At 71.1% G+C, this 25,741-nt stretch carries 20 protein-coding genes; 14 read left to right on the forward strand and 6 right to left on the reverse strand.

Going from position 1 to position 25,741, the window contains the following annotated elements:
• Positions 1 to 26 precede the first annotated feature (26 nt).
• A complete protein-coding gene (locus tag ACYVAK_RS04410) occupies positions 27 to 917 on the reverse strand; it encodes a 5'-nucleotidase, lipoprotein e(P4) family (protein WP_461058347.1) in 891 nt (296 codons plus the stop codon).
• Positions 918 to 1,004: 87 nt separating this feature from the next.
• Positions 1,005 to 1,628 (reverse strand): thymidine kinase, encoded by a 624-nt coding sequence (locus tag ACYVAK_RS04415; RefSeq protein ID WP_461058349.1) that lies wholly within the window; start codon positions 1,626 to 1,628, stop codon positions 1,005 to 1,007.
• A gap of 78 nt (positions 1,629 to 1,706) precedes the next feature.
• Here ACYVAK_RS04415 and ACYVAK_RS04420 point away from each other — a divergent pair, with 78 nt between their 5' ends.
• On the forward strand, positions 1,707 to 3,686 hold the full coding sequence (locus ACYVAK_RS04420) for a UvrD-helicase domain-containing protein (protein WP_461058351.1): 1,980 nt from the start codon (positions 1,707 to 1,709) through the stop codon (positions 3,684 to 3,686).
• Between the two features lie 20 nt (positions 3,687 to 3,706).
• Here ACYVAK_RS04420 and mutM read toward each other — a convergent pair whose 3' ends face one another.
• On the reverse strand, positions 3,707 to 4,519 hold the full coding sequence (gene mutM, locus ACYVAK_RS04425; protein ID WP_461058353.1) for a bifunctional DNA-formamidopyrimidine glycosylase/DNA-(apurinic or apyrimidinic site) lyase: 813 nt from the start codon (positions 4,517 to 4,519) through the stop codon (positions 3,707 to 3,709).
• Positions 4,520 to 4,626: 107 nt separating this feature from the next.
• On the opposite strand from mutM, the gene ACYVAK_RS04430 reads away from it, so the two are divergent.
• The 10 genes from ACYVAK_RS04430 (at position 4,627) to ACYVAK_RS04475 (ending at position 15,418) form a co-directional block, all read left to right on the forward strand.
• A complete protein-coding gene (locus tag ACYVAK_RS04430; protein WP_461058355.1) occupies positions 4,627 to 5,688 on the forward strand; it encodes a diguanylate cyclase in 1,062 nt (353 codons plus the stop codon).
• Positions 5,685 to 7,448, forward strand: coding sequence for a GGDEF domain-containing protein (locus ACYVAK_RS04435; RefSeq protein WP_461058357.1), 1,764 nt, complete (start codon positions 5,685 to 5,687; stop codon positions 7,446 to 7,448). Before ACYVAK_RS04430 ends, ACYVAK_RS04435 begins: the two co-directional genes overlap by 4 nt.
• Positions 7,445 to 7,795, forward strand: a complete 351-nt coding sequence (locus ACYVAK_RS04440) for an EF-hand domain-containing protein (RefSeq protein WP_461058359.1) — start codon at positions 7,445 to 7,447, stop codon at positions 7,793 to 7,795. Before ACYVAK_RS04435 ends, ACYVAK_RS04440 begins: the two co-directional genes overlap by 4 nt.
• A 151-nt stretch (positions 7,796 to 7,946) precedes the next feature.
• Entirely contained in the window at positions 7,947 to 8,651 is a 705-nt protein-coding gene (locus ACYVAK_RS04445; RefSeq protein WP_461058361.1) for a pirin family protein, read from the forward strand.
• Positions 8,652 to 8,669: 18 nt separating this feature from the next.
• The gene (locus ACYVAK_RS04450) at positions 8,670 to 9,230 is read left to right on the forward strand and encodes a GNAT family N-acetyltransferase (RefSeq protein WP_461058363.1); all 561 of its coding nucleotides are present in this window, start codon (positions 8,670 to 8,672) and stop codon (positions 9,228 to 9,230) included.
• Positions 9,231 to 9,259: 29 nt separating this feature from the next.
• Positions 9,260 to 10,063: an SAM-dependent methyltransferase gene (locus ACYVAK_RS04455; RefSeq protein WP_461058365.1), complete on the forward strand. Its 804-nt coding sequence runs from the start codon at positions 9,260 to 9,262 to the stop codon at positions 10,061 to 10,063.
• A 32-nt stretch (positions 10,064 to 10,095) separates the two neighbouring features.
• On the forward strand, positions 10,096 to 11,910 hold the full coding sequence (locus tag ACYVAK_RS04460) for a GGDEF domain-containing protein (protein WP_461058367.1): 1,815 nt from the start codon (positions 10,096 to 10,098) through the stop codon (positions 11,908 to 11,910).
• A 105-nt stretch (positions 11,911 to 12,015) separates the two neighbouring features.
• A complete protein-coding gene (locus ACYVAK_RS04465; protein WP_461058369.1) occupies positions 12,016 to 12,303 on the forward strand; it encodes a hypothetical protein in 288 nt (95 codons plus the stop codon).
• Between the two features lie 9 nt (positions 12,304 to 12,312).
• Positions 12,313 to 14,130 (forward strand): GGDEF domain-containing protein, encoded by a 1,818-nt coding sequence (locus ACYVAK_RS04470; protein ID WP_461058371.1) that lies wholly within the window; start codon positions 12,313 to 12,315, stop codon positions 14,128 to 14,130.
• Entirely contained in the window at positions 14,123 to 15,418 is a 1,296-nt protein-coding gene (locus tag ACYVAK_RS04475; protein WP_461058373.1) for a Xaa-Pro dipeptidase, read from the forward strand. The genes ACYVAK_RS04470 and ACYVAK_RS04475 overlap by 8 nt, the downstream gene beginning before the upstream one ends.
• Here the strand turns inward: ACYVAK_RS04475 and ACYVAK_RS04480 are convergent.
• On the reverse strand, positions 15,402 to 17,768 hold the full coding sequence (locus ACYVAK_RS04480) for a bifunctional diguanylate cyclase/phosphodiesterase (protein WP_461058374.1): 2,367 nt from the start codon (positions 17,766 to 17,768) through the stop codon (positions 15,402 to 15,404). The genes ACYVAK_RS04475 and ACYVAK_RS04480 overlap by 17 nt on opposite strands.
• A gap of 387 nt (positions 17,769 to 18,155) precedes the next feature.
• Here ACYVAK_RS04480 and katG point away from each other — a divergent pair, with 387 nt between their 5' ends.
• Positions 18,156 to 20,351 (forward strand): catalase/peroxidase HPI, encoded by a 2,196-nt coding sequence (gene katG / locus ACYVAK_RS04485; RefSeq protein WP_461058376.1) that lies wholly within the window; start codon positions 18,156 to 18,158, stop codon positions 20,349 to 20,351.
• Positions 20,352 to 20,526: 175 nt separating this feature from the next.
• Positions 20,527 to 21,069: a gamma carbonic anhydrase family protein gene (locus ACYVAK_RS04490; protein ID WP_461058378.1), complete on the forward strand. Its 543-nt coding sequence runs from the start codon at positions 20,527 to 20,529 to the stop codon at positions 21,067 to 21,069.
• Positions 21,070 to 21,092: 23 nt separating this feature from the next.
• Here ACYVAK_RS04490 and aroE read toward each other — a convergent pair whose 3' ends face one another.
• The gene (gene aroE, locus ACYVAK_RS04495; RefSeq protein WP_461058380.1) at positions 21,093 to 21,935 is read right to left on the reverse strand and encodes a shikimate dehydrogenase; all 843 of its coding nucleotides are present in this window, start codon (positions 21,933 to 21,935) and stop codon (positions 21,093 to 21,095) included.
• Positions 21,936 to 21,972: 37 nt separating this feature from the next.
• A complete protein-coding gene (hemB, locus tag ACYVAK_RS04500; protein WP_461058382.1) occupies positions 21,973 to 22,962 on the reverse strand; it encodes a porphobilinogen synthase in 990 nt (329 codons plus the stop codon).
• 118 nt (positions 22,963 to 23,080) lie between these two features.
• Here hemB and ACYVAK_RS04505 point away from each other — a divergent pair, with 118 nt between their 5' ends.
• Positions 23,081 to 25,720 carry a putative bifunctional diguanylate cyclase/phosphodiesterase gene (locus ACYVAK_RS04505; RefSeq protein WP_461058384.1) on the forward strand — a complete coding sequence of 880 codons (2,640 nt, stop codon included), beginning with the start codon at positions 23,081 to 23,083 and terminating at the stop codon, positions 25,718 to 25,720.
• The last annotated feature ends 21 nt before the right edge of the window (positions 25,721 to 25,741 follow it).

A 25,741-nucleotide genomic window follows, 5' to 3' on the forward strand; every position in this document is an offset into this window, starting at 1 on the left:
CCTTGGTTCGGCGCCCGGCCCGCACCTCAGTCGCGCAGCGCTGCCCGCTTCGCCGCGCGCTGGCCCTCGGGCGACAGGCTGCGGTCGTTGCCGTAGAGCGCCGGCTCCCAGCTCCCGTAGCTCGGGTTGGCCAGCATGAACCAGCGCTGCCCCACCCAGGCGTCGAAACCCTGCAGCTGCGCGGCACGGGCGTCAGGAGCATTGTCGGTGACGGAGACGAAATCCCCGAGCTGGTCGCCGAACTGCATCAGCACGCGGTAGCGCTGCGCGACGAACTGGCGGCGGCAGCCCTTGTCGCTGCCCTTGGAGATGCAGCCCGGCGTCTCGACGCCGAGGCCGAGGAACTGCGAATCCGCCACCGGCGGGAAGCCCACGGCCTCGAGGTTGCGGCGCGTCACGGCCGACTTCGCGTGTTCTCGGTTGGTCAGGTAGATCATCGTGATGCCGCGCTTCGCCGCGGCCTGGGCGAACTCCGGCGCCCCCGCGACGGCGGTGGCGCGGGCTTCATCGACCCAGGCGTTCCAGGTGCCGTCCTCGAAAACGCCGCCGCCACGGATCAGGCGCACCTGGTAGGGACTGTTGTCGAGCACCGTCTCGTCGACGTCGACGATGATCGCCGGCGGCAGGCCGTCGAGCGGCGCGATCCGGTCGCCGGGCGCCAACGCGTCCCAGGAGGGGTCGGCAAGGGCGGCATCGAGCAGGCGCTCGGCGCTGCGCCAAGCCTGCCGGTGCGCCATGCGCGCCTCGACGGACGATTGCACCCATGCCGTGGCGTTCAGGTTGTCGTGCGCCGGCACCGTCGGCGCGGAGGCCGTGGAAGCGGCGGACTGCGGCCCGGGCGCCTCGGCCACGGTCTGGCAGCCGGAAAGCGCCGCGGACAGGGCGAGGACGAGGGCGGCGAGGCGAAGTCGGGTCATGGCGGGGTGGTGGCGGATTCGGAATGAACGAAGGCCGGCAGTCTAGCGGCGACGGCGTCGCGGGCCCGTGGCGGGGTGGACGGCTTCTCAGCCCAGCGGCAGCGGCGCCTGCATCGGGTCGATGTGGCCCTCGCCCGCCATGATCTTCTTGAATTCGCCCCGCGAAACGGAGACGTAGCGGTCGTTGCCGCCGATCTCCACTTGCGGACCGTCGGTAACCGCATGGCCGTGCCCGTCGACGCGGACCACCATCGTCGCCTTGCGGCCGGTGTGGCAGATGGTCTTGATCTCGACGAGGTTGTCGGCCCAGGCGAGCAGGTACTGGCTGCCCTCGAACAGCTCGCCGCGGAAATCCGTGCGCAGCCCGTAGGCGAGCACGGGCACGTTCAGCGCGTCGACGATCTCGGTGAGCTGCCACACCTGCGCTTTCGACAGGAACTGCGCCTCGTCGACCAGCACGCAGCCCAGCGGACCGCGCGCCGCCACGTCCTCGCGGGCGATGCGCTCGAGGTCGTCGTCGCGGGTGAACACCGTGCCTTTGGCCTGCAGGCCGATGCGCGAGGCCACCACGCCCTCGCCGGCGCGGGTGTCGAGGCGCGGCGTGAGGATCAGCGTGCGCATCCCGCGCTCGTGGTAGTTGTGCGCGCTTTGCAGCAGCGTGGTGGTCTTCCCGGCATTCATCGCCGAGTAGTAGAAGTAGAGCTTGGCCATGCGCCCATTCTACCGGGCCGTGGCGGCGCCCGGCCCCGGCTGCGACAATGCGGGCCGTCGTTCCGCCGCAAGACCCCCATGTCCCTCAACGCCCCGCAGCGCGAAGCCGTGCTGTACACGCAGGGCCCGCTGCTCGTGCTCGCCGGCGCCGGCTCCGGCAAGACCCGCGTCATCACCGAGAAGATCGCCCACCTCATCGCGACCGGCCAGCGCGAGGCGCGGCACATCGCGGCCATCACCTTCACCAACAAGTCGGCGAAGGAGATGAAGGAGCGCGTGGCCAAGCGGGTGAAGGGCGACGCGGCGGAAGGCCTCACGATCAGCACCTTCCACGCGCTCGGCCTGCGCTTCCTGCAGCAGGAGGCCGGCCGCGCGGGGCTGAAGCGCGGCTTCTCGGTGTTCGACAGCGACGACCAGATGGGCATCGTCAAGGACCTGATGCCGCCAGGCACGAAGAACGACGTGCTGGAGCGCCTGCGCGGCCTGGTGTCGCGCGCCAAGAACGAGGCGATGACGCCCGAGCAGGCCATGGAAATCGCCAAGTCGGCCGTCGAGCGCGAAGCCGCGAATTTGTATGCGAAATACCAGCAGCGCCTCGCGGCTTTCAACGCGGTGGATTTCGACGACCTGATCCGCCTTCCGGTGCAGATGCTGGAGGCCGACCCCGACTTCGCCGCCGGCTGGCGCGAGCGCCTGCGCTACCTGCTGGTCGACGAATGCCAGGACACCAATGGCGCGCAGTACCGGCTGCTCAAGCAGCTGGCCGGGCCGAAGGGCAGCTTCACCTGCGTGGGCGACGACGACCAGAGCATCTACGCCTGGCGCGGCGCGCAGCCGGAGAACCTGAACCTGCTCGCCAGCGACTATCCGGCGCTGAAGATCATCAAGCTCGAGCAGAACTACCGCTGCGGCGCGCGCATCCTGCGGCTGGCGAACACGCTGATCGCCCACAACCCGCACGAGCACCTGAAGACGCTGTGGAGCGACCAGCGCGAGGGCGACAAGATCAAGGTCTGGCGCTGCGAGAACAACGAGCACGAGGCCGACCGCGTCGCCGCCGAGATCGACTACCTCAACAAGGCCAAGGAAATCCCGTTCGGCGAGTTCGCCGTGCTGTTCCGCGGCAACCACCAGAGCCGGGCGCTGGAGAAGTCGCTGCAGCTGCTGCGCATCCCCTACCACCTCACCGGCGGCACGGCCTTCCTCGAGCGCGCCGAGGTGAAGGACGCGCTGGCGTGGCTGCGCCTCGTGGCCAATGCCGACGACGACGCGGCCTTCCTGCGATCCGTCGCCTCGCCGGCGCGTGGGATCGGCGGCACCTCGCTGGCCAAGCTCGCGGAGCTGGCGCAGCAGCACCACCTGTCGCTCGACGGCGCGGCGCGGCAGATGTCGATCCTCAAGCAGCTGCAGCCGCGCATCGCGGCCGCGCTGGGCGAGTTCACCGGGATCATCGATCGCCTCCGCGACGACGCGGAGCGCATGCCGGCGAAGGACCTCGTGCTGGCGCTGGCCGAGCGCAGCGGGATGCTCGAGGCCTTCCGCGCGATGAGCAAGGACAAGGCCGGCTACGAGCGCCGCAAGGCGAACCTCGATGAGCTCGCCGACTGGTTCGACGGGCCGAAGTCGAGCGTGGGCGACCTCGCGGCGCAGATGATGCTGCTGAGCCACGCCGACCGCGGCGAGCCCGGCAACGCCGTGCGACTGATGAGCCTGCACGCCAGCAAGGGCCTGGAGTTCCGCGCGGTGTTCCTGGTCGGCCTCGAGGACGGCACCCTGCCGCACGAGGCCAGCATGGAAGAGGGGCGCATCGACGAGGAGCGCCGCCTGCTCTACGTCGGCATCACCCGCGCCAAGGAACACCTCGTGCTCTCGCATTCGCTGGAGACCAAGCGCTGGGGCGACACCATCAAGCTGCAGCCGAGCCGCTTCCTCGACGAGCTGCCGCAAGGCGACCTGCAGCGCGACGGCGCCGACCCGGAGGCCGAGGCCGAATCCAAGAAGCAGCGCGGCCGTGCCCATCTCGCGGCGATGGCGGCCTTGTTCGACGCACCGAAGTAGCCGTCGGCGGGATCAGCCCGTCAACGCTGGCAGCGCGGGCACCACACGGTGGCGCGCTGCCCGAGCCGCTCGCCCTTGAGGGTCGTGCCGCAGACCTTGCAGGCCTCGCCCTCGCGGCCGTAGACGAACAGCTCCTGCTCGAAATAGCCCGGCAGCCCATCGGGGTTCAGGAAATCGCGCAGCGTGGTGCCGCCGCGCTCGATCGCGTAGCCGAGGATGCGCTTCACCGCCGCCGCGAGGCGGTCGTAGCGCTCGCGGGTGACGCGACCGGCCGGCGTGGTCGGGCGGATGCCGGCGTCGAACAGGGCTTCGGCGGCGTAGATGTTGCCGACGCCGACGACCACGACCTGGTCCATCACGAAGGTCTTCACCGAAGCCTTCTTGCCGCGCGAGGCGGCGAACAGCGTGCCGCCGCTGAACGCGTCGGACAGCGGCTCGGGGCCGAGGCCGGCCAGCAGCTCATGCACCTCGCCGGGCGGCTGCCACAGCAGGCAGCCGAAACGGCGCGGGTCGGTGAAGCGCAGCACCCGGCCGTCGTCGAGGCCGACGTCGACGTGGTCGTGCGGCCCCGGCGGCGTCGAGGCCGGCAGCACGCGCATCACCCCGCTCATGCCGAGGTGCCAGAGGGCACTGCCCGCCGCCGTGCGGGTCAGCAGGTACTTGGCGCGGCGCTCCACGGCCTCGATGCGCTGGCCCGGCAGCCGCTCGCGCACGGCCTCGGGGATCGGCCAGCGGAGGTCCGGGCGGCGCAGGATCACGCCGGTCACCCGGCGGCCCTCGAGATGCGGGGCGAGGCCTCGGCGGGTGGTTTCGACTTCGGGCAGCTCGGGCATCGGCGGAAGGCGTGTGAACGTCCGGCGGAGTGTAGGCTCCCGGGCGTCGCTCGCATTGCGACGCCCCTGGTGCGGCCTTACGCTGCGCGCTCGGCCCCGGAACCCCCATGGACACCAGCCCCGACGACGCCCAGCGACGGATCGTGCAGAACGCGGCGCGCATGCGTGTGTTGGGCCTTTGGTTGGTCCTGCTACCGGTGGCCGTGGTCCTGCACGAGCGGCAAGCCCCGGCCATCATGTGGGCGTTGGCGGCGGCGAACGTGCTGGTGTGGCCATGGGTGGCGCGGCGGATGGCGCTCGCGCACGCGCGGCCGCTGGCGATGGAGCGCCGCAACCTGCACGTCGACGCCCTGATGGCGGGGCTGTGGGTGGCCCTGATGCAGTTCAACGCCGTGCCCTCGCTGGCGCTGGCGTCGATCGTCCTGATGGACAAGTTCGCGTTCGGCGGAGCGCGGCTGGCCCTGCGCTGCGGCCTCGTCTTCCTCGCCTCGGCCGCGGTGACCACGGCGCTCGGCGGCTTCGCGTTCTCGCCGGAGAGCTCGTGGCCGGCCATCGCCGCCACGGCGCCGGCCCTGCTGCTGTACCCGTCGGCGATCGCGCTCTCCGCCTGGCGGCTGTCACAACAGCTGGGCGCCCATCACCGGGCGCTGTCCTCCCTGGTGCGGCTCGACCCGCTCACCGGGGTCGCCAATGCGCGCGCATTGCAGGAGGCCGCCGAGCACGAGTTCCGCCGTTTCCGGCGCAGCGGCCATCGGGCCAGCTTCATGGTGGTGGATGTCGACCGTTTCCGCCTGCTCAACGACGTGCACGGCCGAGCCGCCGGCGACGCCGCCCTGCAGGCGATCGCCGCCGTCCTGCGCAAGACGCTGCGCGACACGGACACGTGCGGCCGGCTCGGCGACGATCGTTTCGGCGTGGTGCTCGCGGACGCGAGCGGCAGCGGCGTGGGCGAACTCGCGGAACGGCTGCGCCACGCCTTCGCAGGCCGCCTGTTGAAGGACGCCTCGGGCGGACATCCGACCGTCAGCATCGGTTACGCACAGATCGATGCCGGCATGCTGACGAGCACGCAATGGATCGCCGCCGCGGAATCGGCGCTGCGCCTCGCCAAGGCCGCCGGGCGCAACCGGAGCATGTCCGCCCCGGCGTTTGGCCCCCCCCCGTCGTGAGCACGGGCGCGGGACGCCTCGCCGCCCTGCTGTGGGCCGCCGTCGCCGCGTCGACGGTGCTGGCGGCACCGAGCGCAGAGCACGTGCAGGCGTTGGAAGCCCTTCGCCACGAGGATCCGCGCGCGTTCCTCGCGGCACTGCGGGCCGTCGAGCGCATGCCTCCAGCGGACGACCCGCAGCGCCGCGACCAGCTCGGCCTGCTCGGCGCCCACGGCCTGATGCTCGAATCCCGTTTCAGCGAGGCCCTGCAGCAAGCCGACCGGCTGGCAAGCGAAGCGCACGGCGAAGACGTGCGTATGCTCGCCGCCGCCCTCGGCATCGCCGTGAAGGGCGCGACACGCGACGTCCTCGAGGGTCAGAAAAGGCTGGAGTCCCTGCTCGGGGTGACGGAAGCGCGGCCCGACGATGCGGTTCGCCGCCACGTCGATCTGGTGGCCGCGGCCTTCTACAACCAGTTGTCGCAATCCGACATCGCCATGCGCCATGCCGAGCGCGTTCTCGCCGGCAATGCCAACCCAGAGGAGCGCTGCAGCGCGACGGTGCAGACCATCGATGCACGCCTCGCCAAGGAGCCGGCGGCGCTCGCCGACGCCGACTTCGATGGCGTCGAGCGGCTATGCGCCGCCGCCGCAACGACCCTGCCCGCCCTGCACGCCCATGTGCTCCGGGCGCGATGGTGGACGGCGCGGGGCGACGCGGGGCGCGCGGCCGCCCACCTGCAGGCGCAGATGCCGGCACTGGTCGCGACCGGTCACGCGCCGCTGCTTGCCGCCGCGCATGCGCAGTTCGCGGAGGCCCTGCAGAGGATCGGCCGGCTCGACGAGGCCCAGGCCCAGACGGAAGCCACCCTGGCGCTGAGCGCCGGTCTGCCGAGCGGCCTGCCGCTGCTCTCCGCGCGTCGCACGCGCTACGCGATCGCGATCGCCCGCGGCGACCACCGGGCCGCCTTGCGCGAGCTGCAGGCCGTGCTCATCGCGGAGCGTGCCTACGAGGACGAGATGCGTCGGATCTTCGTCGCCTACGAAACCGGCCGGCAGGAAGCCCTGTTGCGGCAGCAGGCGCTGGCCCTCGTCGAGGAGCGCAATGCCGGGCTGGCCCTCGATGCGCGCCACAGCGAACGGACGGCCGATGTCGTCCGGCTGCTCCTCGTGCCGCTCGGCGCGGCGTTCTGCGCACTGCTCGCCTGGGCGTGGCATTCGCGGCGGCTGCGGCGACGGCATCTCGAACGGCTTCAGGTCGACCCGCTCACGACGCTGTGGTCGCGGCAGCACTTCACGCAGCGGGCCGCCGCCGACCTCTTGGCGGCGGCGCGGCGGGCGCAGCCGATGGCGCTGGTGATGCTCGACCTCGACCACTTCTCGCAGGTGAACTCGCGCCACGGCCACCTGTCGGGCGACCGCGTGTTGGCCGCCATCGGGGCAACGCTGGCCCGCGTCGCGGGCCCGGGACGCCACTTCGGACGACTGGGTGGCGAGGAATTCGCGGTGCTCCTGGCGGGAGCCGGGCTCGACGAGGGACTGGGCTTCGCCGAACGCTGCAGGAGCGCCATCGCCGCCACGCAGGTGCCCAGTTTCGACGGCACCGCGCACCTGTCGATCACTGCGAGTTTCGGGGTGGTCTCGACCGCCACGGCCGGCTACCGGCTGAGCGACCTGCTGGCGAGTGCCGACCAGGCGCAGTTCCGGGCGAAAGCAGCGGGGCGGAACCGCGTGGCCGCCGCGGTGGTGGCCGCACACGACAGCATGGGCGCCGCGCCGTGAGGGCGCTGCTGGCCTGCGCATGGCTCGCGGCCTGCGCCGCCGCGCCGGCGTCGGCGGACGCCCCGGACCGGTTCGCCGACGGCCCGCGCGAACTGCTGCGGCGCTTCGATGCGGATGGCAGCGGCGATGTCGACGAGCCGGAGTACCTCGCTTACCTCGCACGGGGGTTCGAGGCCCGCGACGTGGACCGCAACGGCGTGCTCGAAGGCGCGGAGCTGCCGGCGAATGCCCGGGCCGTCACCCGCAGCGACCACGACGCGCGCCTGCGGCGGCAGTTCGTCCGCCAGGACACGAACGGCGACGGCCGGCTCGACGTCCGCGAGCTGCTGGCCCCGCCGCGCGGCTGACGCGTTGCTTCGGCTCCGGTCGTGATCAGGGCGCGATTGTCGCGCCCGCCACGACGATCCGTTGCACGGCAGGGGCTGCTCCCCCGCGGATTGGCGACGGAAGATGCGCGCCATCGCCGGACCGCCCGGCTCCCGCCCCAAGGAAAGCGCCATGATCACCCCACGCCCCGGCCACGAACGCGGACGCGCCTCGCACGGCTGGCTGCACAGCTTCCACAGCTTCTCGTTCGCCGACTACTTCGACCCGGCGCACGTGCAGTTCGGCCCACTGCGCGTCATCAACGAGGACCGCATCGCCGCGGGCACGGGCTTCGGCAAGCACGGCCATCGCGACATGGAGATCGTCAGCTACGTTCTCGACGGTGCCCTGGCGCACGAGGATTCGATGGGCAACCGTGCGAGCATCGTGCCGGGCGAAGTGCAGCGCATGAGCGCCGGCACCGGCGTGCTGCACTCGGAGTTCAACCACAACCCGAGCGGCGAGACGCACTTCCTGCAGATCTGGATCCTGCCCGACCGCGCCGGCATCACCCCGGGCTACGAGCAGAAGATGTTCCCGCCCGGCGAGAAGCGCGGTCGCCTGCGCCTCGTGCTCAGCCCCGACGGCGCGGAGGGGTCGGTGCGCATCCAGCAGCAGGCGCGGATGTACGCCGGCCTTTTCGATGGCGAAGAGCAGGCCACGCTGCCGCTGGCGCCGGGCCGCCTCGCCTACGTGCACCTCGCGCGTGGTGCCGCCAAGGTCAACGGCCACGTGCTGCGCGCCGGCGATGCGCTGAAGTTCGAGGACGAAGCGGCCGTCGCGGTCGAGGCCGGCGACGGCGCCGAAGTGCTGGTGTTCGACCTGCCGCGCGGCTGAGGCCGGCACACTCGGGGCATGCGCGCCACGCCGCCCAGCACGATCGCCCTCGACGCACCGCCGTTCCGGTTGCGACCCGTCGCCGAGCCGGACGTCGGACGCTGCGTGGCGCTTTTCACCGACAGCGAGGTCATGCGCTCGGTCGGTCCGCCCTTCGAGGCCGGTCGGGCGGCTCGCGCGGCGCTCGCCATGGTCGCGCACCAGGTCGCGGCGGGCGGGCGCTTCCGTCACTGGATGATCGAGCATGCCCACGGCACGGCCGGCCTCCTCGGGCTGGCCTTGCGATCCGTGGACTGGCCGGGTGGCGAAGCCGAGCTCGGCGTGCTCCTTTGGCCGGCGTGGCAGGCCCGCGGCGCGGCCACGGCCGCGGTCGTCGCGGTGCGCGCCTGGGCCTTCGACGTCGCCGCCCTGGCGGTGCTCACCTGCCATCACGCCGAGTCGCACGCCGCGGCGGCCGCGCTGATGCGGCGGGTCGGATTCACCCGCTGCGCGCCACGGGCCGACGCGCCGAGGCCCGTCGGCTGGGAGTGCGTCGCCGGACCGGCCGGCCGACCTCCGCCCTCCGGACCTCTCCGCTAGTCTCCCCCCTCGCCCGCCCGAGGACCGCCATGCCCGCCGACACCCCGCCCGCTGCTCCCCGCGGCCAGCTCGCCTGCGTCGGCCTCGGGATGATGCTCGGCGCCCACCTGACCCCTCGGTCCCGGGGCTGGATCGAAGCCGCCGACCTCGTGTTCGTGGCCGCCGGAGAAGCCCTCGTCGAGCCATGGGTAGCGACCATCAACCCGCGCATCACCAGCCTCCAGGGGTTCTACGCCGAGGGCAAGCCGCGCCAGCAAACCTATCGCGAGATGGTCGAGGCGATGCTGACCGAGGTCCGCGCGGGTCGACGGGTGGTGGGGGCGTTCTACGGCCATCCCGGGGTGTTCGCGCAGGTGCCGCACGCCGCCATCGCCCAAGCGCGCGCCGAGGGCTTCGATGCCGTCATGGACCCCGGCGTCTCGGCCGCGGACTGCCTCTACGCCGATCTCGGCCTCGACCCCGGGGCGGTGGGCTGCGCGCACTTCGAGGCGAGCCAGCTGCTGTTCTTCCGACGCATCATCGACACCAGCGCGTGGCTCGTGCTCTGGCAGGTGGGCCTCGCCGGCGACCGCACCTATGCCGTGCGTGGCAGCACCGTGGCGCAGCGCCAGCGCCTCGTCGACCGCCTGTTGAAGGACTACCCGCACGGGCATCCGGTGACGATCTACGAGGCGGCCACCCTGCCCATCGGCAGCCCACGCATCGACACGCTGCCCCTCGGCGAGCTTGCCCACGCCCGGTTGCACATGCACAGCACCCTCGTGGTTCCGCCGGCTCGCGCGCTGCAGCCCGAGCCCGCACACCGCGGGCCGAACGGCGATACGATCGGGTGAGCCGCCCCGGCGATGGACGCCCGACCGCCGCGATGACCGCGCCCTACCGCCCCATGCCGATGCGCGCCGCCCTGTTGCTGGCGCTCGCGCTGTTGGCCGGCGCCGGCACGCGGCCGGCCGAGGCCAGCGGCAACGACGGGACCGACCCGGCACTGCAGCGCGAAATGTCGCGCCTGTTCGAGCTCCGAACGCGGGAGCCGCGGGCCTTCGTCGATGGCGTACGGGCCCTGGAATCGCAACCCGAGCCCGCCAGCCTCGACCAGCGCGAGCACCTCCAGTACCTGCAGGCCTACCGGCTTGCGCTGGAAGGCCGCTTCCACGACGCCATCGGCCTCGCGAAGCCCTTGGCCGAATCGGCACAGGACCGGGCGCTGCGCCTGCGCGCCTCGGCCTACGTGGTGAACCTGCGCGCCGGCACACGGGACTTCGAGGCCGGGCTCCGCGAACTGGGCCAGGTGCTGAACGACATCGCCGCACTCGACCCGGCCAGTGATGCCGGGCTCCGGGACGGCATCGCCGAGGTCTGGCGCGCCGCAGCGGTGCTGTACTCCGAACTCGACCAGCACGCGCTGGCCCGCTGGTATGCGCAGCGCCTCATCGATGAGCTCCCCGATCCGCGCAACACCTGCTCCGCCGCGATCCTCATCGCCAAGGCGCGGCGCGTCACCGCAGACCCGTCGCTCCGCGCCGAGGATTTCCTCGCGGTCGATGCGGTCTGCGCGGGGGCGAACGAATCGACCCTGCTGAAGGCGTTCAACACGATCGAGCACGTCCGGTTCCTGGGGGACCGCGGCGAGAGCGACGCCGCGATGCGCCTGCTCGAAGCGCGCCTCGACGGCATCGAGCGCACGCGCTACCCGCGCCTCGTCGCCGAGGCCTTGGCCATCGACGCGGAACTGCAGTTCGCCGACGGGCGCGCGGCGCAGGCCGAGCGCCAAGCCCTGCGTGCGATCGAGACCTCGAAGGACAATCCCACCAGCCTGCCCGTCGCCATGGCCGAGGAGGTGCTTTACGAGATCCACCGGCAACGCGGGGACACGAGCGCCGCACTCCGGCACCTCCAGGGGTACATCACGGCCAGCCGCGCGCTCGCCGCGGAGAGCCGCACGAAGGAGAGGGCATTCCGCACGGTGCAGCACGAAACCCTTCAGCGCGAGCAGGCGCTCGCCCTCGCGACCGAACGCAACCGCGTGCTCGAACTCGAAGCACGCCTCGCCAAGGCCGAATCGCGCAACGCGGTGGTCGTCGCCACCGTGTTGGTGCTGACCTTGGCCGGCCTGGTGCTCTGGGCGCGGCGCCTGTGGAGGGAGGCCTCGCGGTTCCGCGAGCTGGCGCAGACCGATCCATTGACCGGCCTCGCGACCCGCCAGCATTTCAACGAGGTCGCCGCCGCGCTCCTGGCGCGCGGCCGCGCCGAAGGCGTGCCGTTGATGCTCGTCACCTTCGATCTCGACCACTTCAAGCAGGTCAACGACCGCCACGGGCACCTGGCCGGCGACGCCGTGCTGCGCGCGGTCAGCGGCGCGGTGCGGGCCGTGCCCGCACCCTTGCCAGCCGTGATCGGCCGCATCGGCGGGGAGGAGTTCGCGGTGCTGCTCGACGGCGCCACCCCGCCCGAGGCCGCCGGGTACGCCGAGGCGCTCCGGCAGGCGATCGCCACCACCCGGGTCGCCGTCGACGGGGGGGCGGTGCTCGCGGTGACCGCGAGCTTCGGGCTCACCGGAACCCACGAGTGCGAACGGGAGCTCTCCGCACTGCTCGACCGCTGCGATCGCGCGCTCTATCGCGCCAAGCACAACGGCCGAGATCGCGTCGCCGGGCCGACGCTGCCGCGAGAGGCGGCCTGACGCCCCGGCGATCCGTCGGACGCGGCTGCTAAGCTCCTTGTTGGGCTCGTCGCCACCGCGCTGTCCGCGTGGCGCGACAGCCGACCACCAGGGGACACCACGGCGATGACGACACTGATCGATTTCCTTTCCGCGCTGGCGCGCCAACCGACGATGCCGCTTTCCGACCTCGACGCCGCCGCGCGCGCCTTCGGCGTCGCACTCTCCGACGCCGAGGGTGACGCGCTGCGTCGGCGGGACGCCGCCGCCCTCGGCGGGCTGGCCGGGGATGGCGCGAAGCGTTGGTGCCTCCTCATCCCACCGGAGGACGCCCCGGAGAAGGCGCCCGAGGACGAGCCGACGCAGGACACGCCGCCGTCCGAGCCGTCGCCGGCCGAGCCCACGCCCCACTGATCCCGGGGCATGGCGGTCCCCATGACGCGCGGGGCGTGGGCGCTCGTGGCCGCGGCGCTGGCGCTCGCGGCCCCGGCCCACGCGACACCGGCCGACTTCGACGCCCGCCTCACCGAGGCCGACGCCGTCCGCCGCTCGGATCCGCGCCGTTTCGACGCTTTGCTCGCCACGCTGGCGACGGAACGCGACGCGGCGACGCCGGAGCAGCGCGATCGTTTCGACTTCCTCGCCGCCTATGCGCAAGCCTACTCGGGGAATTTCGAGGAGGCGATCCGGCTGTCGAAGCGGCTCCACGAGTCCACGCCGGCGCTGGATCTGCGCTTCCGCTCGGCCGCGCTGGTGGTGAACAGCGCCGCGGGGATTGGTGACTTCAACACCGGGCTCCAGTACCTCGACACACTGCTGCGCACCGCGGGCGACGTGGCGGATCGCCGCCTCCGGCACGACGGCATCGCCACGGGGGCGCTGCTGCTGAACCAGCTCGGCCAATACCAGGACGGAGAGCGGCTGGCGCAGCAGGTACTGGACGACCGGCCGAGCCCGGACATGCGCTGCACGGCCGGCTACCTGCGGCTCGAGTCGAGGATGGCACTCGAGCCCGCGGCAGTGAGGGATGCCGATGTCGTCGCACTGGCCGACGAATGCCAGCGTGGCGGCAACCGCCTGGCCGTGCACTTCAGCCGCCTTCAGCGCGCTCGCCTGCGCGTCATCGCCGGAGACGATGCCGCCGCGCGACGGCTGCTGGCGGACGACGCAGAGGCCGTCGACGCCACGCGCTATCCCCGCCTGATCGTCGAAGTGCAGTCGCTGCTCGCGCAGGTCGCCCTCCGCCTCGGCGACGTGCAGGCAGCCGCGGTGCATGCCGGCCGCGCCGTCGAGGCCGGACGGGGCTCGCGCTTCAGCGCGCCGGTGGTAGAGGCCCTGCGGGTCCTCGCCGACGTCGCGAGGCAGCGCGGCGACAGCGCCGAGGCCCTGCGTCGCATGGCGGAGTTCGCCGAGGCGCAGCGCGGATACCTCGACGAGGTCAAGGCGCGCGAACTCGCCGTGCAGCTGGCCCGCCACCAGACGCTGCAGCAGGCCCAGTCGATGGAGCTGCTCGAGCGCCAGAACCAGCTGCTGAGGCTGCAGCATGACGTCGGCGAACAGCGGCAGACCATCTTCCTGCTGGCACTCGCCCTGCTCGCGGTCCTGCTCGGCTTGGTCGTGCACTGGGCGCTGCGGGTGAAACGCCTGCAGCTGTCCTTCAAGCGGCTCGCGGAAACGGATGGCCTGACCGGGCTCGCCAACCGCGCGCACTTCACCGCGCAGTGCGAGCGTCGCCTGGCCGCGGCCAACGCGTCCGGACGCCGCGTCGCCGTGGCGTTGTTCGACCTCGACCACTTCAAGCAGGTCAACGACCGGCACGGCCATCCGGCCGGCGACGCGGTGCTTCGCGCCGTCGGCGAAGCCATCCGCGGCTCGCTGCGCCCGGGCATGCAGGCGGGTCGCATGGGCGGCGAGGAGTTCGGGCTCGTGCTTGACGCCGACGATGTCCCGGATGCCTTGGCCGGAGTGGAGGCCTGCCGCGAGGCGATCGCCTCGCTGGCCGTGCCCCTCGGCGCGACGGTGCTGGGCATCACCGCCAGCTTCGGCATGGCACGCTCGCTGCCCGACCGCCGCGACTTCAAGGCCCTCCTCATCGCCGCGGATGCCGCGCTTTACACGGCCAAGGCCTCCGGCCGCAACCGCGTCTGCCTCGCCCCGGAAGCCGAGGCGTCGCAACACGCCCCGCCATCCCCATCCACCCCGCACCCGATCACCGTCCCACAAGGATCGCTCCATGGCTAAGTCCACCCTGCACCCCATCCCCTCCGCCCTTGCGATCGCACTGGCGCTGCTTCCCTGCGACGGGGCCATGGCGGACAGCACGGTGGTTGCCGCGGACCGCCTGTTCGATGCGCGCAGCGGCCGCGTCGAGCGCGATGCCGAGCTGCTCGTCGTGGACGGCCGCATCGCCGCGATCGCCACCGGTGGCCGCACGGTCGACGCGCCGGCCGACGCGACGCGCCTTGATCTGGGCGACATGACCGTGCTGCCGGGCCTGATCGACATGCACGTGCATATCGACAGCGACCCGACCCACAGCGGCTACACCGGCCTCCAGTTCAACGACCGCTACTGGTCGGTGATCGCCGTGCCGCATGCGCAGCGAACACTCGAGGCGGGGTTCACCACCATCCGCACGCTCGGCGCCGACGCCTGGAACGACGTCGGCCTGCGGCAGGCGATCGACGAGGGCAAGGTCGCGGGTCCGCGGATCATGACCGCCGCCTACGCCTTCGGCGCCACCGGGGGCCACTGCGACAGCACCTACTTCCCGCCCTCGATGGCGCAACGCAGCCGCTACAACGCCGACAGCCCGGACGAGGGACGACAGCGCGTCCGGGAACTCCGCAAGTACGGCGCGCAGGTGATCAAGATCTGCGCAACCGGCGGCGTGTTCTCCCGCAACACCGAGCCGGGGCAGCAGCAGATGCGCTTCGAGGAGATGAAGGCGGTCGTCGACGAAGCGCACCAGTGGGGCCTCACGGTCGCCGCGCACGCGCATGGCGCCTCGGGCATCCGCGAGGCGATCCGCGCCGGCGTCGATACCATCGAGCACGCCAGCCTGATCGACGCCGAAGGCATCCGCCTCGCGAAGGAAAACGGCGCATGGCTGTCGATGGACATCTACAACACCGAGTACACGCAGTCCGAGGGCGCGCGGAACGGCGTGCTGCCGGACAACCTGCGCAAGGACCGCGAAATCGCCGAGGTCCAGCGGCAGAACTTCCGGAAGGCCCACCAGGCCGGCGTTCGCATGGTCTACGGCACCGACGCCGGCATCTATCCGCACGGCGACAACGGCAAGCAGTTCGCGGTGATGGTGCGCTATGGCATGACGCCCGCCGAAGCCATCCAGGCGGCGACGATCAACGCGGCGACGGCGATGAACCGGGAGGACGTCGGCGCCCTGGAAGCCGGACGATTCGCCGACCTGATCGCGGTGCCGGGCGACCCGACGCAGGACGTGACCCTGCTGGAAAGCGTTCCCTTCGTGATGAAGGGTGGCGAGGTGGTCAAGGACGCGCGCTGACAGCGCGCGACGCGACCCACTCGAGCAGGGTCTCCTCCGCCATCGGCTGCGCGATGCCATAGCCCTGCAAGGCGTCACAACCCAGTGCCTGAAGGTAGTCGCGCTGTTCCTCGGTCTCCACGAACTCGGCCGTGGCGTGGAGTCCGAACGCCTTCGCCAATCCGAGAATGGATCGGATGATGCGGTCCCCGTCGCCTCGATGGTCGCGGACGAACTGGCCGTCGATCTTCAGTGCCGAAGGCTTGAGCTCGGCGAGTCGGGCCATCGACGAGTAGCCCGTGCCGAAATCATCGAGGGCGATGCGCAGGCCCAGTGAACGAAGCCGCTCGATGACGCCGGTGATGGCGGCCGGGTCAGCGGCCAAGGCGCTTTCCGTCACTTCGAGCAGCATCGCCTCCGGAGGCACGCCGGCCGCCCGGACCAGGCCGTCGATGCGCTCGACGATACCCGGGCTCAACAGGGAAGGCGGCGCCAGATTGACCTGGAGAATCAGGTCGGGAACGTCGCGCCGCAGGGTCACCAGGGCCGGCAACGCTTTGGCCAGCACCTGCAAATCCAACTCGGCGCTGAAGCCCGCTTCCTCTGCCACCGGGACGAATCGCGCGGGCGGCACGCGCCCGCGTTCGGCATCGTTCCAGCGCGCCAGTGCCTCGACCGCCGTCAACCGCCCGTCCACCGCGGAGACGATCGGTTGGAAGGCGACATCGATCCGCTTTTCGTCGAGCGCGCGACGCAGGCGCCGCTCGATGGACTCACGCTCCACGAGGGCCTCGCGCATCGACGGCACGTAGTCGACCAAACGACTGCCACCGGCCCGCTTCGCCTCGTACATCGCGATGTCCGCGCGACGCAGCCAATCTCCGGGGGAGTCGAGGTCCGGAGACAGCGAGGCGCGCCCGAGTGATGCGCGCAGTCGGAGCGCATGCCCGGCAGCGTCCAGCACACGCACGTTCGCCACCGACTCGAGCACCTCGCGACCGATGTCATCCCCGTGATTGGCGAGGATGGCGTACTCGTCGCCGCCGAGGCGGAACACCTCCCCGCGCGGGCCAAGCATGGCCGCCAAGCTGCGCGACAAGGCCACGAGCATGGCGTCGCCCGTGGCGTGTCCATGCACGTCGTTGATGGCCTTGAAACCATCGAGGTCGAGCAAATGAAGGGAAGCCGGCCAGCTTCGGCCAGCGGTCATCAGAACCTCCAGCCGGGCCTGCAGCGCCGCCCGGTTGCCGAGCCCGGTCAGCGGATCACGGAGCGCGGCCTTCCGCCACTCCGTCCTCGCCCCGTCGAGGGTGCGGTAGATCGATCCGAACTCCTCGCCGAGCAGGGTCAACTCGTCACGCGGGCCGGGGAGGTCCATGCGACGAATGGTGCCGACACGGAGGGCCTCGACCTCTCGCCGAAGCGCCTGGATGCGGACCAGGACTTGCCGCTTCAGCAGTTCGATCAACAGGTAGATCAAGGCCGCCAGCAGCAGGGTCTGTTGGACGACGGTCACCATCTGGACTTGGCCAAGCAAGCCCGAGAGTTCATAGGGCTGGTGGGCAACCGCCATCACTTCGGTGCCGAGGATCGGGTCATCGATTGGCACTGCCAACAACGCCGCATCATCCTGCGCCTCGATGGCCGGACGATCGGCGTCGAAGGCCACGATGCGGTAGTCGACCTGCGCTTCGATCGCGCGTGCCACGAGCCGATCCCGGTCGATGGATCGAAGGACCATCATCAATCCACCGTTCGGCGGTTGACCGCGGTAACCCACCGCGCCGATGCCCACTTGGATCCAACGACCGTCATGCTCGACCCAAGTGACGCCTGTATCGCCGCCATTGCGAACAATGGCCGCTTGCGGCAATCGGCGAAGTCGCTCGATCAGCCCGGGCGCCACGCCCACGAGCCCCGCCGCGCCGTCGAACGCCGGCGCTTCCAATGCTGCATCGCCGAAGTCCTCGGCGGCGCGCTCCGCGAGCCCGGCCACCAGCACCGTTCCCTGCGGGGAGAGCACCAACACGCCATCCGTGTCCGAATTGTCGAGAAACCAGACATCGAAGGTCTCGCGTCGGAACCCCGGATCGCCGGACTCGACGAACGCCGCCATCGCGTTCCAATAGACGTTGTCGTCGACGAACGTGCGCAGCAGATCAGCCTTGGCACGTTCGATGCTGGCCACGCGGTCCCACGCCCGCTTTGCCTCTTTGGCCTCGACCGCGTCGACCATGCGCCCGGTCAAGCCAAAGGTGACGCTCGCCATGACGAGCACCAGCGCCGCCCCGATCGCCAGAAACGCGCGGACGATGCGCGCCTGCAGGCTGACGATCTGCGTGGGGGCGCCCGACCGTGCCGGTACCGTCATGTCGCCGGCTCCGCGAACGGAGGAAGGGAACGCATCTGGGCTTCCGAACGGCATGGAGAAACCCACGAGTGGACCCAGCGAATGCTGCAAGGCGCTGACAGTCGGCCAACCACGGATGAATCCGTCTCGATTCGAGACATCGAACACAGGTGGCCCGTGCGACCGGTCACATCGTCAAGCGGTGCTCCCGCATGCCGTCACCAGGCTGCGTCGCCCCGCGGGGGCGATCCACGGCGTGGCACGAGCAAGTTAATAGGCACAGCCTATCAACATGAGTCAAACAATCCATTTCTCCTTGTCATGGGAGGGGCGTAGGTTCCTCGGCACGCGGCATCCCGCCGCGCCAGCGCCGCAACCCCGCCGCGCGGATCCCCACAGGAGCCTCCCATGTCCACTGAAGCGAAGTGCCCGTTCTCCTCCGGCAGCCGAACGACCACCCAGCCCGGCAACGGCGGCAATGCCGCCTGGTGGCCCGAGCAGCTGAACCTTTCCATCCTCCATCAGCATTCCGAGAAGTCGAACCCGCTGGGCAGCGACTTCGACTACCGCAAGGCCTTCGCCGCGCTGGACCTCGATGCCGTCGTCGCCGACCTCAAGGCGGTGATGACCGACTCGCAGGACTGGTGGCCGGCCGACTACGGCCACTACGGCCCGTTCTTCGTGCGCATGACCTGGCACGCCGCCGGCACCTACCGCATCCATGACGGTCGCGGCGGCGGCGGCCACGGCGCGCAGCGCTTTGCGCCGGAGAACAGCTGGCCGGACAACGGCAACCTCGACAAGGCCCGCCGCCTGCTGTGGCCGGTCAAGCAGAAGTACGGCCAGGCCCTGAGCTGGGGCGACCTGTTCATCCTCGCCGGCAACGTCGCGATGGAGACGATGGGCTTCAAGACTTTCGGTTTCGCCGGTGGCCGCCCGGACATCTGGGAGCCGCAGGACGACATCAACTGGGGCCCGGAAACCGAGTGGCTGGGCGACAAGCGCTACAGCGGCGACCGCCATCTCGCGGAGCCGCTCGGCGCCGTGCAGATGGGCCTGATCTACGTGAACCCGGAAGGCCCGAACGGCAACCCGGACCCGGTGGCTTCCGCACGCGACATCCGCGAGACCTTCGGCCGCATGGCGATGAACGACGAAGAGACCGTGGCCCTGGTCGCCGGCGGCCACACCTTCGGCAAGGCGCACGGTGCCGCGCCGGCGAGCCACGTGGGCCGCGAGCCCGAAGGTGCCCCGGTCGAGGCGCAGGGCTTCGGCTGGGCCAACAGCTTCGGCACCGGCAAGGGCAAGGACACCATCACCTCGGGCATCGAGGGCGCCTGGAAGCCGAACCCGACCACCTGGGACATGGGCTACTTCGACACCCTGTTCGGCTACGAGTGGGAGCTGACCAAGAGCCCGGCCGGTGCCCACCAGTGGAAGCCGAAGGGCGACGCCGGCGCCGGCACCGTCGTCGACGCGCACGACCCGACGAAGTTCCACCAGCCGATGATGACCACGGCCGACCTCGCGCTGCGCTTCGACCCGGCCTACGAGAAGATCTCGCGCCGCTTCCACCAGAACCCGGCGGAGTTCGCCGACGCCTTCGCCCGCGCCTGGTTCAAGCTGACCCACCGCGACATGGGCCCGCGCGCCCGCTACCTCGGCAAGCTGGTGCCGAAGGAAGTGCTGGTGTGGCAGGACCCGGTTCCGGCCGTCGACCACGTGCTCGTGGACGCGAGCGACATCGCCGCGCTGAAGGCGCAGGTGCTGGGCTCCGGCGTGAGCATCGCCGCACTCGTCTCTGCCGCCTGGGCCTCGGCCTCGACCTTCCGCGGCAGCGACAAGCGCGGCGGCGCCAACGGCGCGCGCATCCGCCTCGCCCCGCAGAAGGATTGGGCGGCGAACAACCCGGCCGAGCTGGCGAAGACGCTGGCGGTCCTCGAAGGCATCCAGAAGGACTTCAACGCCAAGGCCACGGGCGGCAAGAAGATCTCGCTCGCCGACCTGATCGTGCTGGCCGGCGGTGCCGCCATCGAAGCCGCGGCCAAGGCCGCCGGCCAGTCGGTGACCGTGCCCTTCCACGCCGGCCGCACCGACGCCGGTCCGGAGCACACCGATGCCGCCTCGTTCGCGGTGCTCGAGCCGCACGCCGACGGCTTCCGCAATTTCGCCAAACCGGGCTGCGAAGCCAAGGCCGCCGAGATGCTGGTCGACAAGGCCCAGCTGCTGACGCTGACCGCGCCGGAGATGACCGTGCTGGTGGGCGGCCTGCGCGTGCTGGGCGCCAACACCGGTGGCAGCGCCCACGGCGTGTTCACCCACCGTGCCGGCGTGCTGAGCAACGACTTCTTCGTGAACCTGCTCGACATGGGCACGGCGTGGTCGCGCTCGGCGGGCAACCCGAACGTGCTGGAAGGCCGCGACCGCAAGAGCGGCGCCGTGCGCTGGACGGCCACGGTGGTCGACCTCGTGTTCGGCTCGAACTCGCAGCTGCGTTCGCTGGCCGAGGTCTACGCGCAGAGCGACTCGGCGGCGAAGTTCACCGCCGATTTCGTGGCGGCGTGGACGAAAGTGATGGAGCTGGACCGCTTCGACCTGCGCTGATCAGACGCGCCACGGCTGAAGACGCGCGGGGTGGGCCGGCGAACGCCGGCCCACCCCGTTCCTTCGTTGGCGCGCTATCCGCGTAGGCGCGCAAGACCGCGCCAGTAGCAGGAACGCCTCGCCGCCCGCGTTGACGCCGCTAGAATCCGCGGCAACCCACCTCGCGAGCCCCGCCATGCCCATCCGCCCCTTCCGCGACAAGACGCCCGTGCTCGGCGAACGCTGCTACGTCGACGAGGGGGCGCACCTGATCGGCGACGTGGCGTTGGGCGACGACGCCTCCCTGTGGCCCGGCGTGGTGGTGCGTGGCGACGTGAACCACATCCGCATCGGCGCGCGCACCAACGTGCAGGACGGCACGATCATCCACGTGACGCACGACGGCCCGTACACGAAGCCGGACGGCTTCCCGACGATCATCGGTGCCGACGTCACCATCGGCCACGCGGCCTGCATCCACGCCTGCACCATCGAGGACGCCTGCCTGATCGGCATGAAGGCGCTGGTGCTCGACGGCGCGGTGGTGCGCAAGCACGGCTTCGTCGGTGCGGGCGCCGTGGTGCCACCAGGCAAGGTCGTGGAGAGCGGCGAACTCTGGCTGGGCAACCCGGCGAAGCCGGTGCGGCGCTTGAGCGACCGCGAGATCGAGCAGCTCTACTACTCGGCCAAGCACTACGTGCGCCTGAAGGACGCCTACCTCGGCCTGCCGCTGGAATGAGCGGCGGCGGCCCGCCGCGGCGGTCACTCCGCCGTGTGCAGGGCCACCGCGCCGGCGCGCAGCTCGGCGTAGATCGGATCGGTGTCGGGCGCCTCGCCGTGCCAAAGGCGGAAGGCTTCGGCCGCCTGTTCCACCAGCATGCCCAGACCGTCGAGCGCGGTCTCGCAGTGCTGCGAACGCGCCCAGGCAAGGAAGGCGATCGCGGCCTCGCCGTAGCTCAGGTCCACCGCCAGCGTGCGCACCGTCGCGAGCGACGACGGCAGGGCCATCGTGCTGGCGCTGCGTCCCGCCGACGTGGCGTTGACGATCATGTCGAACACGCCGAGGTTGGGGAGGTCGTCCCAGTAACGGGTGTGCACCCGGCCCGGCTCGCCCAGGCGGTCGCTGAGCGCATCCGCACGATCCGGGCTGCGGTTGACGATCCACAGCGACTCGATCCCGGCGTCGAGGAGCGCGGGCGCCACGCCGTGGGCGGCGCCACCGGCGCCGAGCAGCAGCACCTTGCGGGCGCGAAGGTCGAGCCGATGGCGCTCGGTGAGGTCGTGCACGAGGCCGGCACCGTCGGTGTTGTCGCCGTGCCAGCCGCTGGCGCCGCGAATCAGCGTGTTCACCGCACCGCAGCGGCGCGCGCGCTCCGACAGCGTGGCGCACAGCGCGCGGGCGGCTTCCTTGTGCGGCAGGGTGATGTTGAGCCCGGCGCCGCCAGACTGCGCGAAGGCCGCGACGGCGGCGTCGAAACCCGCCGGCGCGACGTCGATGAGGCCGTAGTCGAGGGCGATGCCGCACTGCGCGCCGAAGGCCGCATGGATGCGCGGCGACAGCGAATGCGCGACGGGATGGCCGATCAGTGCGTAGCGTCCGCTCATGGCGTGTTCTCCTCGGCGAAGCGGTGGGTGCTCGCGCTCAGCCTGCGCGCAACCAGCGCGCGGCGTCCAGCGCGAAGTAGGTCAGGATGGCATCGGCGCCGGCCCGCTTGATCGACAGCAGGGCTTCGAGCGCGCAGGCGCGCTCGTCGAGCCAGCCGTTCTGCGCGGCGGCCTTGAGCATCGCGTACTCGCCGCTCACCTGGTAGACGAAGGTCGGCGCACCGAAGGCGTCTTTGACGCGCCGCACGATGTCGAGGTAGGGCAGGCCCGGCTTCACCATGACCATGTCGGCGCCCTCGTCGAGGTCGAGGCCGACTTCGCGGATGGCCTCGTCGCTGTTCGCCGGGTCCATCTGGTACGTGTGTTTGTTGCCCTTGCCGAGGTTGCCGGCGCTGCCGACCGCATCGCGGAACGGCCCGTAGAAGCTGCTGGCGTACTTCGCCGAGTAGGCGAGGATGCGGGTGTGCACGTGGCCCGCGGCTTCGAGCGCATCGCGGATGGCGCCGATGCGCCCATCCATCATGTCGCTGGGCGCGACCACGTCGGCGCCCGCCTCGGCGTGGCTCAGGGCCTGCTTCACCAGCGCCTCGACCGTGGCGTCGTTGACCACATAGCCTGTTTCGTCGATGAGCCCGTCTTGGCCGTGCGTGGTGAAGGGGTCGAGCGCCACGTCGGTGATGACGCCGAGCTGCGGGTAGGCGGCCTTCAGCGCGCGAACGGCGCGCTGGGCCAGGCCCTGCGGGTTCCAGGCCTCGGCGGCATCGAGGCTCTTGGCCTCGGCCGGGGTGACGGGAAACAGGGCCAGCGCCGGGATGCCCAGCGCGACGGCCTCGCCGGCGACCTTGAGCAATTCGTCGATCGACACCCGCTCGACCCCGGGCATCGAGCCGATGGCCTCGCGACCCGGCAGCTCGTGCACGAAGACCGGAAGGACGAGATCGTCGGCGGCGAGGTGGTTCTCGCGGACCAGGCGTCGGGAGAAATCATCGCGGCGGAGGCGGCGCGGGCGTTGGCGAAGGGCACTCATCGGGGCTGGACCGGCAGGGCGGGACGGGACGGGACGGCATGGTACGCCGCCCGGGGCAGGCCGCAGGGCAAGACGCCCGTCCCGTTTCGTCCCGGCGACCGGGCTTACACTCGACGGAATGACGACGCCCCCCTCCCCCCGCAGGAACGCGCCGGGAACCGCAGCACACGACCCGGTGCCGCCCCTCGGGCGGGCGTTGGAGGACGCCAAGCGGGAGATCGCCCGGCTGCAGGCGGAGCTCGACCGCCGCACCCACGCGATGCGCTTCCAGGAGGCGCTGTTCGCGATCTCCGAAGTCGCCAGCTCGTCGAAACCGACGGCCGAGGTGATGGCGGCGATGCACCGCATCGTCGGCACCCTGATGTACGCCGAGAACTTCTTCATCGCGCTGCGCGATCCCGTGCGCCACACGCTGCGTTTCGCCTACTTCGCCGACAGCGAGGACGTCGATGGCCTCGACCCCGAGCTCGAGATCCCCGAATCGGAACTGCGCGGCAGCCTGACCCTCGAGGTCATCCGCCACCAGCGGGCGTTCCGCGGTCCGTCCGAGCAGCTGGCCGCCAGCCTCGGACTGGCCGGCGTGGCGCAGGGCCCCGAGAGCCATGACTGGCTCGGAGTGCCCATGACCAGCGATGGCATCACCCATGGCGCGGTGGTCGTCCAGAGCTACCGCCCGGAGCACACGTACAGCGCCGAGGACGAACAGCTGCTGACCTACGTGGCGGCGCACATCGCGGCCGCGCTGGCGCGCCGGCAATCCACCATCGAACTGGAGCGCCGCGTGCAGCAGCGCACCGAGGCGCTGCAGGCCGAAGTCGTCGAGCGCCAGCGCGCCGAACGCCTGCAGACGGCGCTTTACCGGATCACCGCCCTGGCGAGCCGCCACGAGTCGGAGGACGACGCGCGCTTCTACGCCGACGTCCACCACATCGTGGGCGAGCTGATCGACGCCCGGAATTTCTACATCGCACTCTGGGACGAAACGACGGACGAGACCTCGTTCCCGTACTCGGTCGACGAGCGCACGGCGTCCCGGCCGCCACGACGGGCCGGCCAGGGATTGACCGAGTACGTGCTGCACAGCGGCGAACCCCTTCTGGCCACCGAATCGGTGATGCGCGAACTGAACGCCGTGGGCGCGACCCGCCCGGGCTTGCAGTCCGCGACCTGCTGGCTCGGCGTGCCCATGCGGGTGGACGACGCCCCCGTGGGGGTCATCGCGGTGCAGAGTTACCGCAACGACGTCCGTTTCACCCATCGCGACCTCGAACTGCTGAGCTTCGTCGGTACCCACATCGCCGCGGCCATCGGCCGCCGCCGCGCGGAGGCCGCCCTGCGCCAGGCCTACCTCGACCTCGAGCACCGCGTGTCGGAGCGCACGCGCGAGCTCGGGCTGGCGAACGAGACCCTGCGCCAGCAGATCAGCGCGCGCGAGGGGGTGGAGCGCCAACTCAAGCACCAGGCGCTGCACGACAGCCTCACCGGGCTCCCGAACCGCCAGTACCTGCTCGACCGCCTCGTCGCCTCGATGGCACAGCATGCGGCCCAGCCCGAGCGGCTGTTCGCCGTCCTCTTCCTCGACCTGGACCGCTTCAAGGTCATCAACGATTCCGAAGGCCACCTCGTCGGCGACGCGCTGCTGCGCGAAGCGGCGAAGCGGATCGCCGAATGCGTCCGCCATCCGGACGTGCTCGCGCGCCTTGGCGGCGACGAATTCGCGGTCCTGCTCGAGCGCATCCGCAGCGTCGACGACGCGATCAACGTGGCCGAGCGAATCATGCAGGTGCTCGACCAGCCATTCCTCATCGAGGGCCGGGAGCTGCACAGTTCCGCGAGCGTGGGCATCGCCGTCGCGCAGCCCCACTACGCGTCCGCCGAGGAGATCCTGCGCGACGCCGACGCCGCGATGTACCGGGCCAAGGCCGACGGCCGGAAGCGCTACGCGCTGTTCGACGAGGACCTCAGGCACCTCGCGCAGCAGCGGCTCGAGCTCGAGCGCGAGATGCGCCGCGCGATGGTCCAGCACGAGTTCATGCCGCACTACCAGCCGATCGTCAGCATTGCGAACGGCGCGGTGCTGGGCTACGAAGCGCTGCTGCGATGGCATCGCCCGGACGGCGTCCTGCGCGCGCCGGGCGCTTTCCTCGGCCTGGCCGAGGAGACCGGGATGATCGAGGAAATCGACTGGCGCATGTACGCCAGCGCGATCCGCGACCTCGTGCGATTGACGCCGGGCCATGCCTACGTCTCGGTCAACCTGTCGCCGAGGCACCTGCTGGCCCCGGACTTCGCGGAGCGTTTCCTCGCCCTCGTGGGCGAACAACGCGCCCACCCGTCGCGCGTCTGCGTGGAGGTGACCGAAGGCGCGCTGATCGACCGGAAGGATCTCGCGCGCGCGGCCCTCGAGACCCTTCACCGGGCCGGGGTGCGGATCATGCTGGACGATTTCGGCACCGGCTATTCGGCACTTTCCTACCTACAGCACTTCCCGCTGCACGGACTCAAGATCGACCGCAGTTTCGCCAGCGACCTGGATGGGAGCGGCGAGTCGCGGGGCGGGTCGCGGCCGATCATCCGTGCGATCGTGGCCATGGCCTCCTCGCTGGAACTCGAGGTCGTCAGCGAAGGGATCGAGACCGAGGACCAGCGCAAGGCGCTGTGGACGCTGGGCATCCGCCAGGGCCAGGGCTACCACTTCGGACGCCCGGCGCCCCTGCAGCACTGGGTCGATCTCGGGGCGTCCCCCGCGCCGGTCTGATCCGGAGGGGAAGGCCGTCGC

This window comes from Silanimonas algicola (genome assembly GCF_054777375.1).

Coding starts and splice junctions, on each gene's coding strand:
- ACYVAK_RS04410 (WP_461058347.1), bottom strand. CDS start 917: ATGACCCGACTTCGCCTCGCCGCCCTCGTCCTCGCCCTGTCCGCGGCG.
- ACYVAK_RS04415 (WP_461058349.1), bottom strand. CDS start 1,628: ATGGCCAAGCTCTACTTCTACTACTCGGCGATGAATGCCGGGAAGACC.
- ACYVAK_RS04420 (WP_461058351.1), top strand. CDS start 1,707: ATGTCCCTCAACGCCCCGCAGCGCGAAGCCGTGCTGTACACGCAGGGC.
- mutM (WP_461058353.1), bottom strand. CDS start 4,519: ATGCCCGAGCTGCCCGAAGTCGAAACCACCCGCCGAGGCCTCGCCCCG.
- ACYVAK_RS04430 (WP_461058355.1), top strand. CDS start 4,627: ATGGACACCAGCCCCGACGACGCCCAGCGACGGATCGTGCAGAACGCG.
- ACYVAK_RS04445 (WP_461058361.1), top strand. CDS start 7,947: ATGATCACCCCACGCCCCGGCCACGAACGCGGACGCGCCTCGCACGGC.
- ACYVAK_RS04450 (WP_461058363.1), top strand. CDS start 8,670: ATGCGCGCCACGCCGCCCAGCACGATCGCCCTCGACGCACCGCCGTTC.
- ACYVAK_RS04455 (WP_461058365.1), top strand. CDS start 9,260: ATGCCCGCCGACACCCCGCCCGCTGCTCCCCGCGGCCAGCTCGCCTGC.
- ACYVAK_RS04460 (WP_461058367.1), top strand. CDS start 10,096: ATGACCGCGCCCTACCGCCCCATGCCGATGCGCGCCGCCCTGTTGCTG.
- ACYVAK_RS04465 (WP_461058369.1), top strand. CDS start 12,016: ATGACGACACTGATCGATTTCCTTTCCGCGCTGGCGCGCCAACCGACG.
- ACYVAK_RS04470 (WP_461058371.1), top strand. CDS start 12,313: ATGGCGGTCCCCATGACGCGCGGGGCGTGGGCGCTCGTGGCCGCGGCG.
- ACYVAK_RS04475 (WP_461058373.1), top strand. CDS start 14,123: ATGGCTAAGTCCACCCTGCACCCCATCCCCTCCGCCCTTGCGATCGCA.
- ACYVAK_RS04480 (WP_461058374.1), bottom strand. CDS start 17,768: ATGACGGTACCGGCACGGTCGGGCGCCCCCACGCAGATCGTCAGCCTG.
- katG (WP_461058376.1), top strand. CDS start 18,156: ATGTCCACTGAAGCGAAGTGCCCGTTCTCCTCCGGCAGCCGAACGACC.
- ACYVAK_RS04490 (WP_461058378.1), top strand. CDS start 20,527: ATGCCCATCCGCCCCTTCCGCGACAAGACGCCCGTGCTCGGCGAACGC.
- aroE (WP_461058380.1), bottom strand. CDS start 21,935: ATGAGCGGACGCTACGCACTGATCGGCCATCCCGTCGCGCATTCGCTG.
- hemB (WP_461058382.1), bottom strand. CDS start 22,962: ATGAGTGCCCTTCGCCAACGCCCGCGCCGCCTCCGCCGCGATGATTTC.
- ACYVAK_RS04505 (WP_461058384.1), top strand. CDS start 23,081: ATGACGACGCCCCCCTCCCCCCGCAGGAACGCGCCGGGAACCGCAGCA.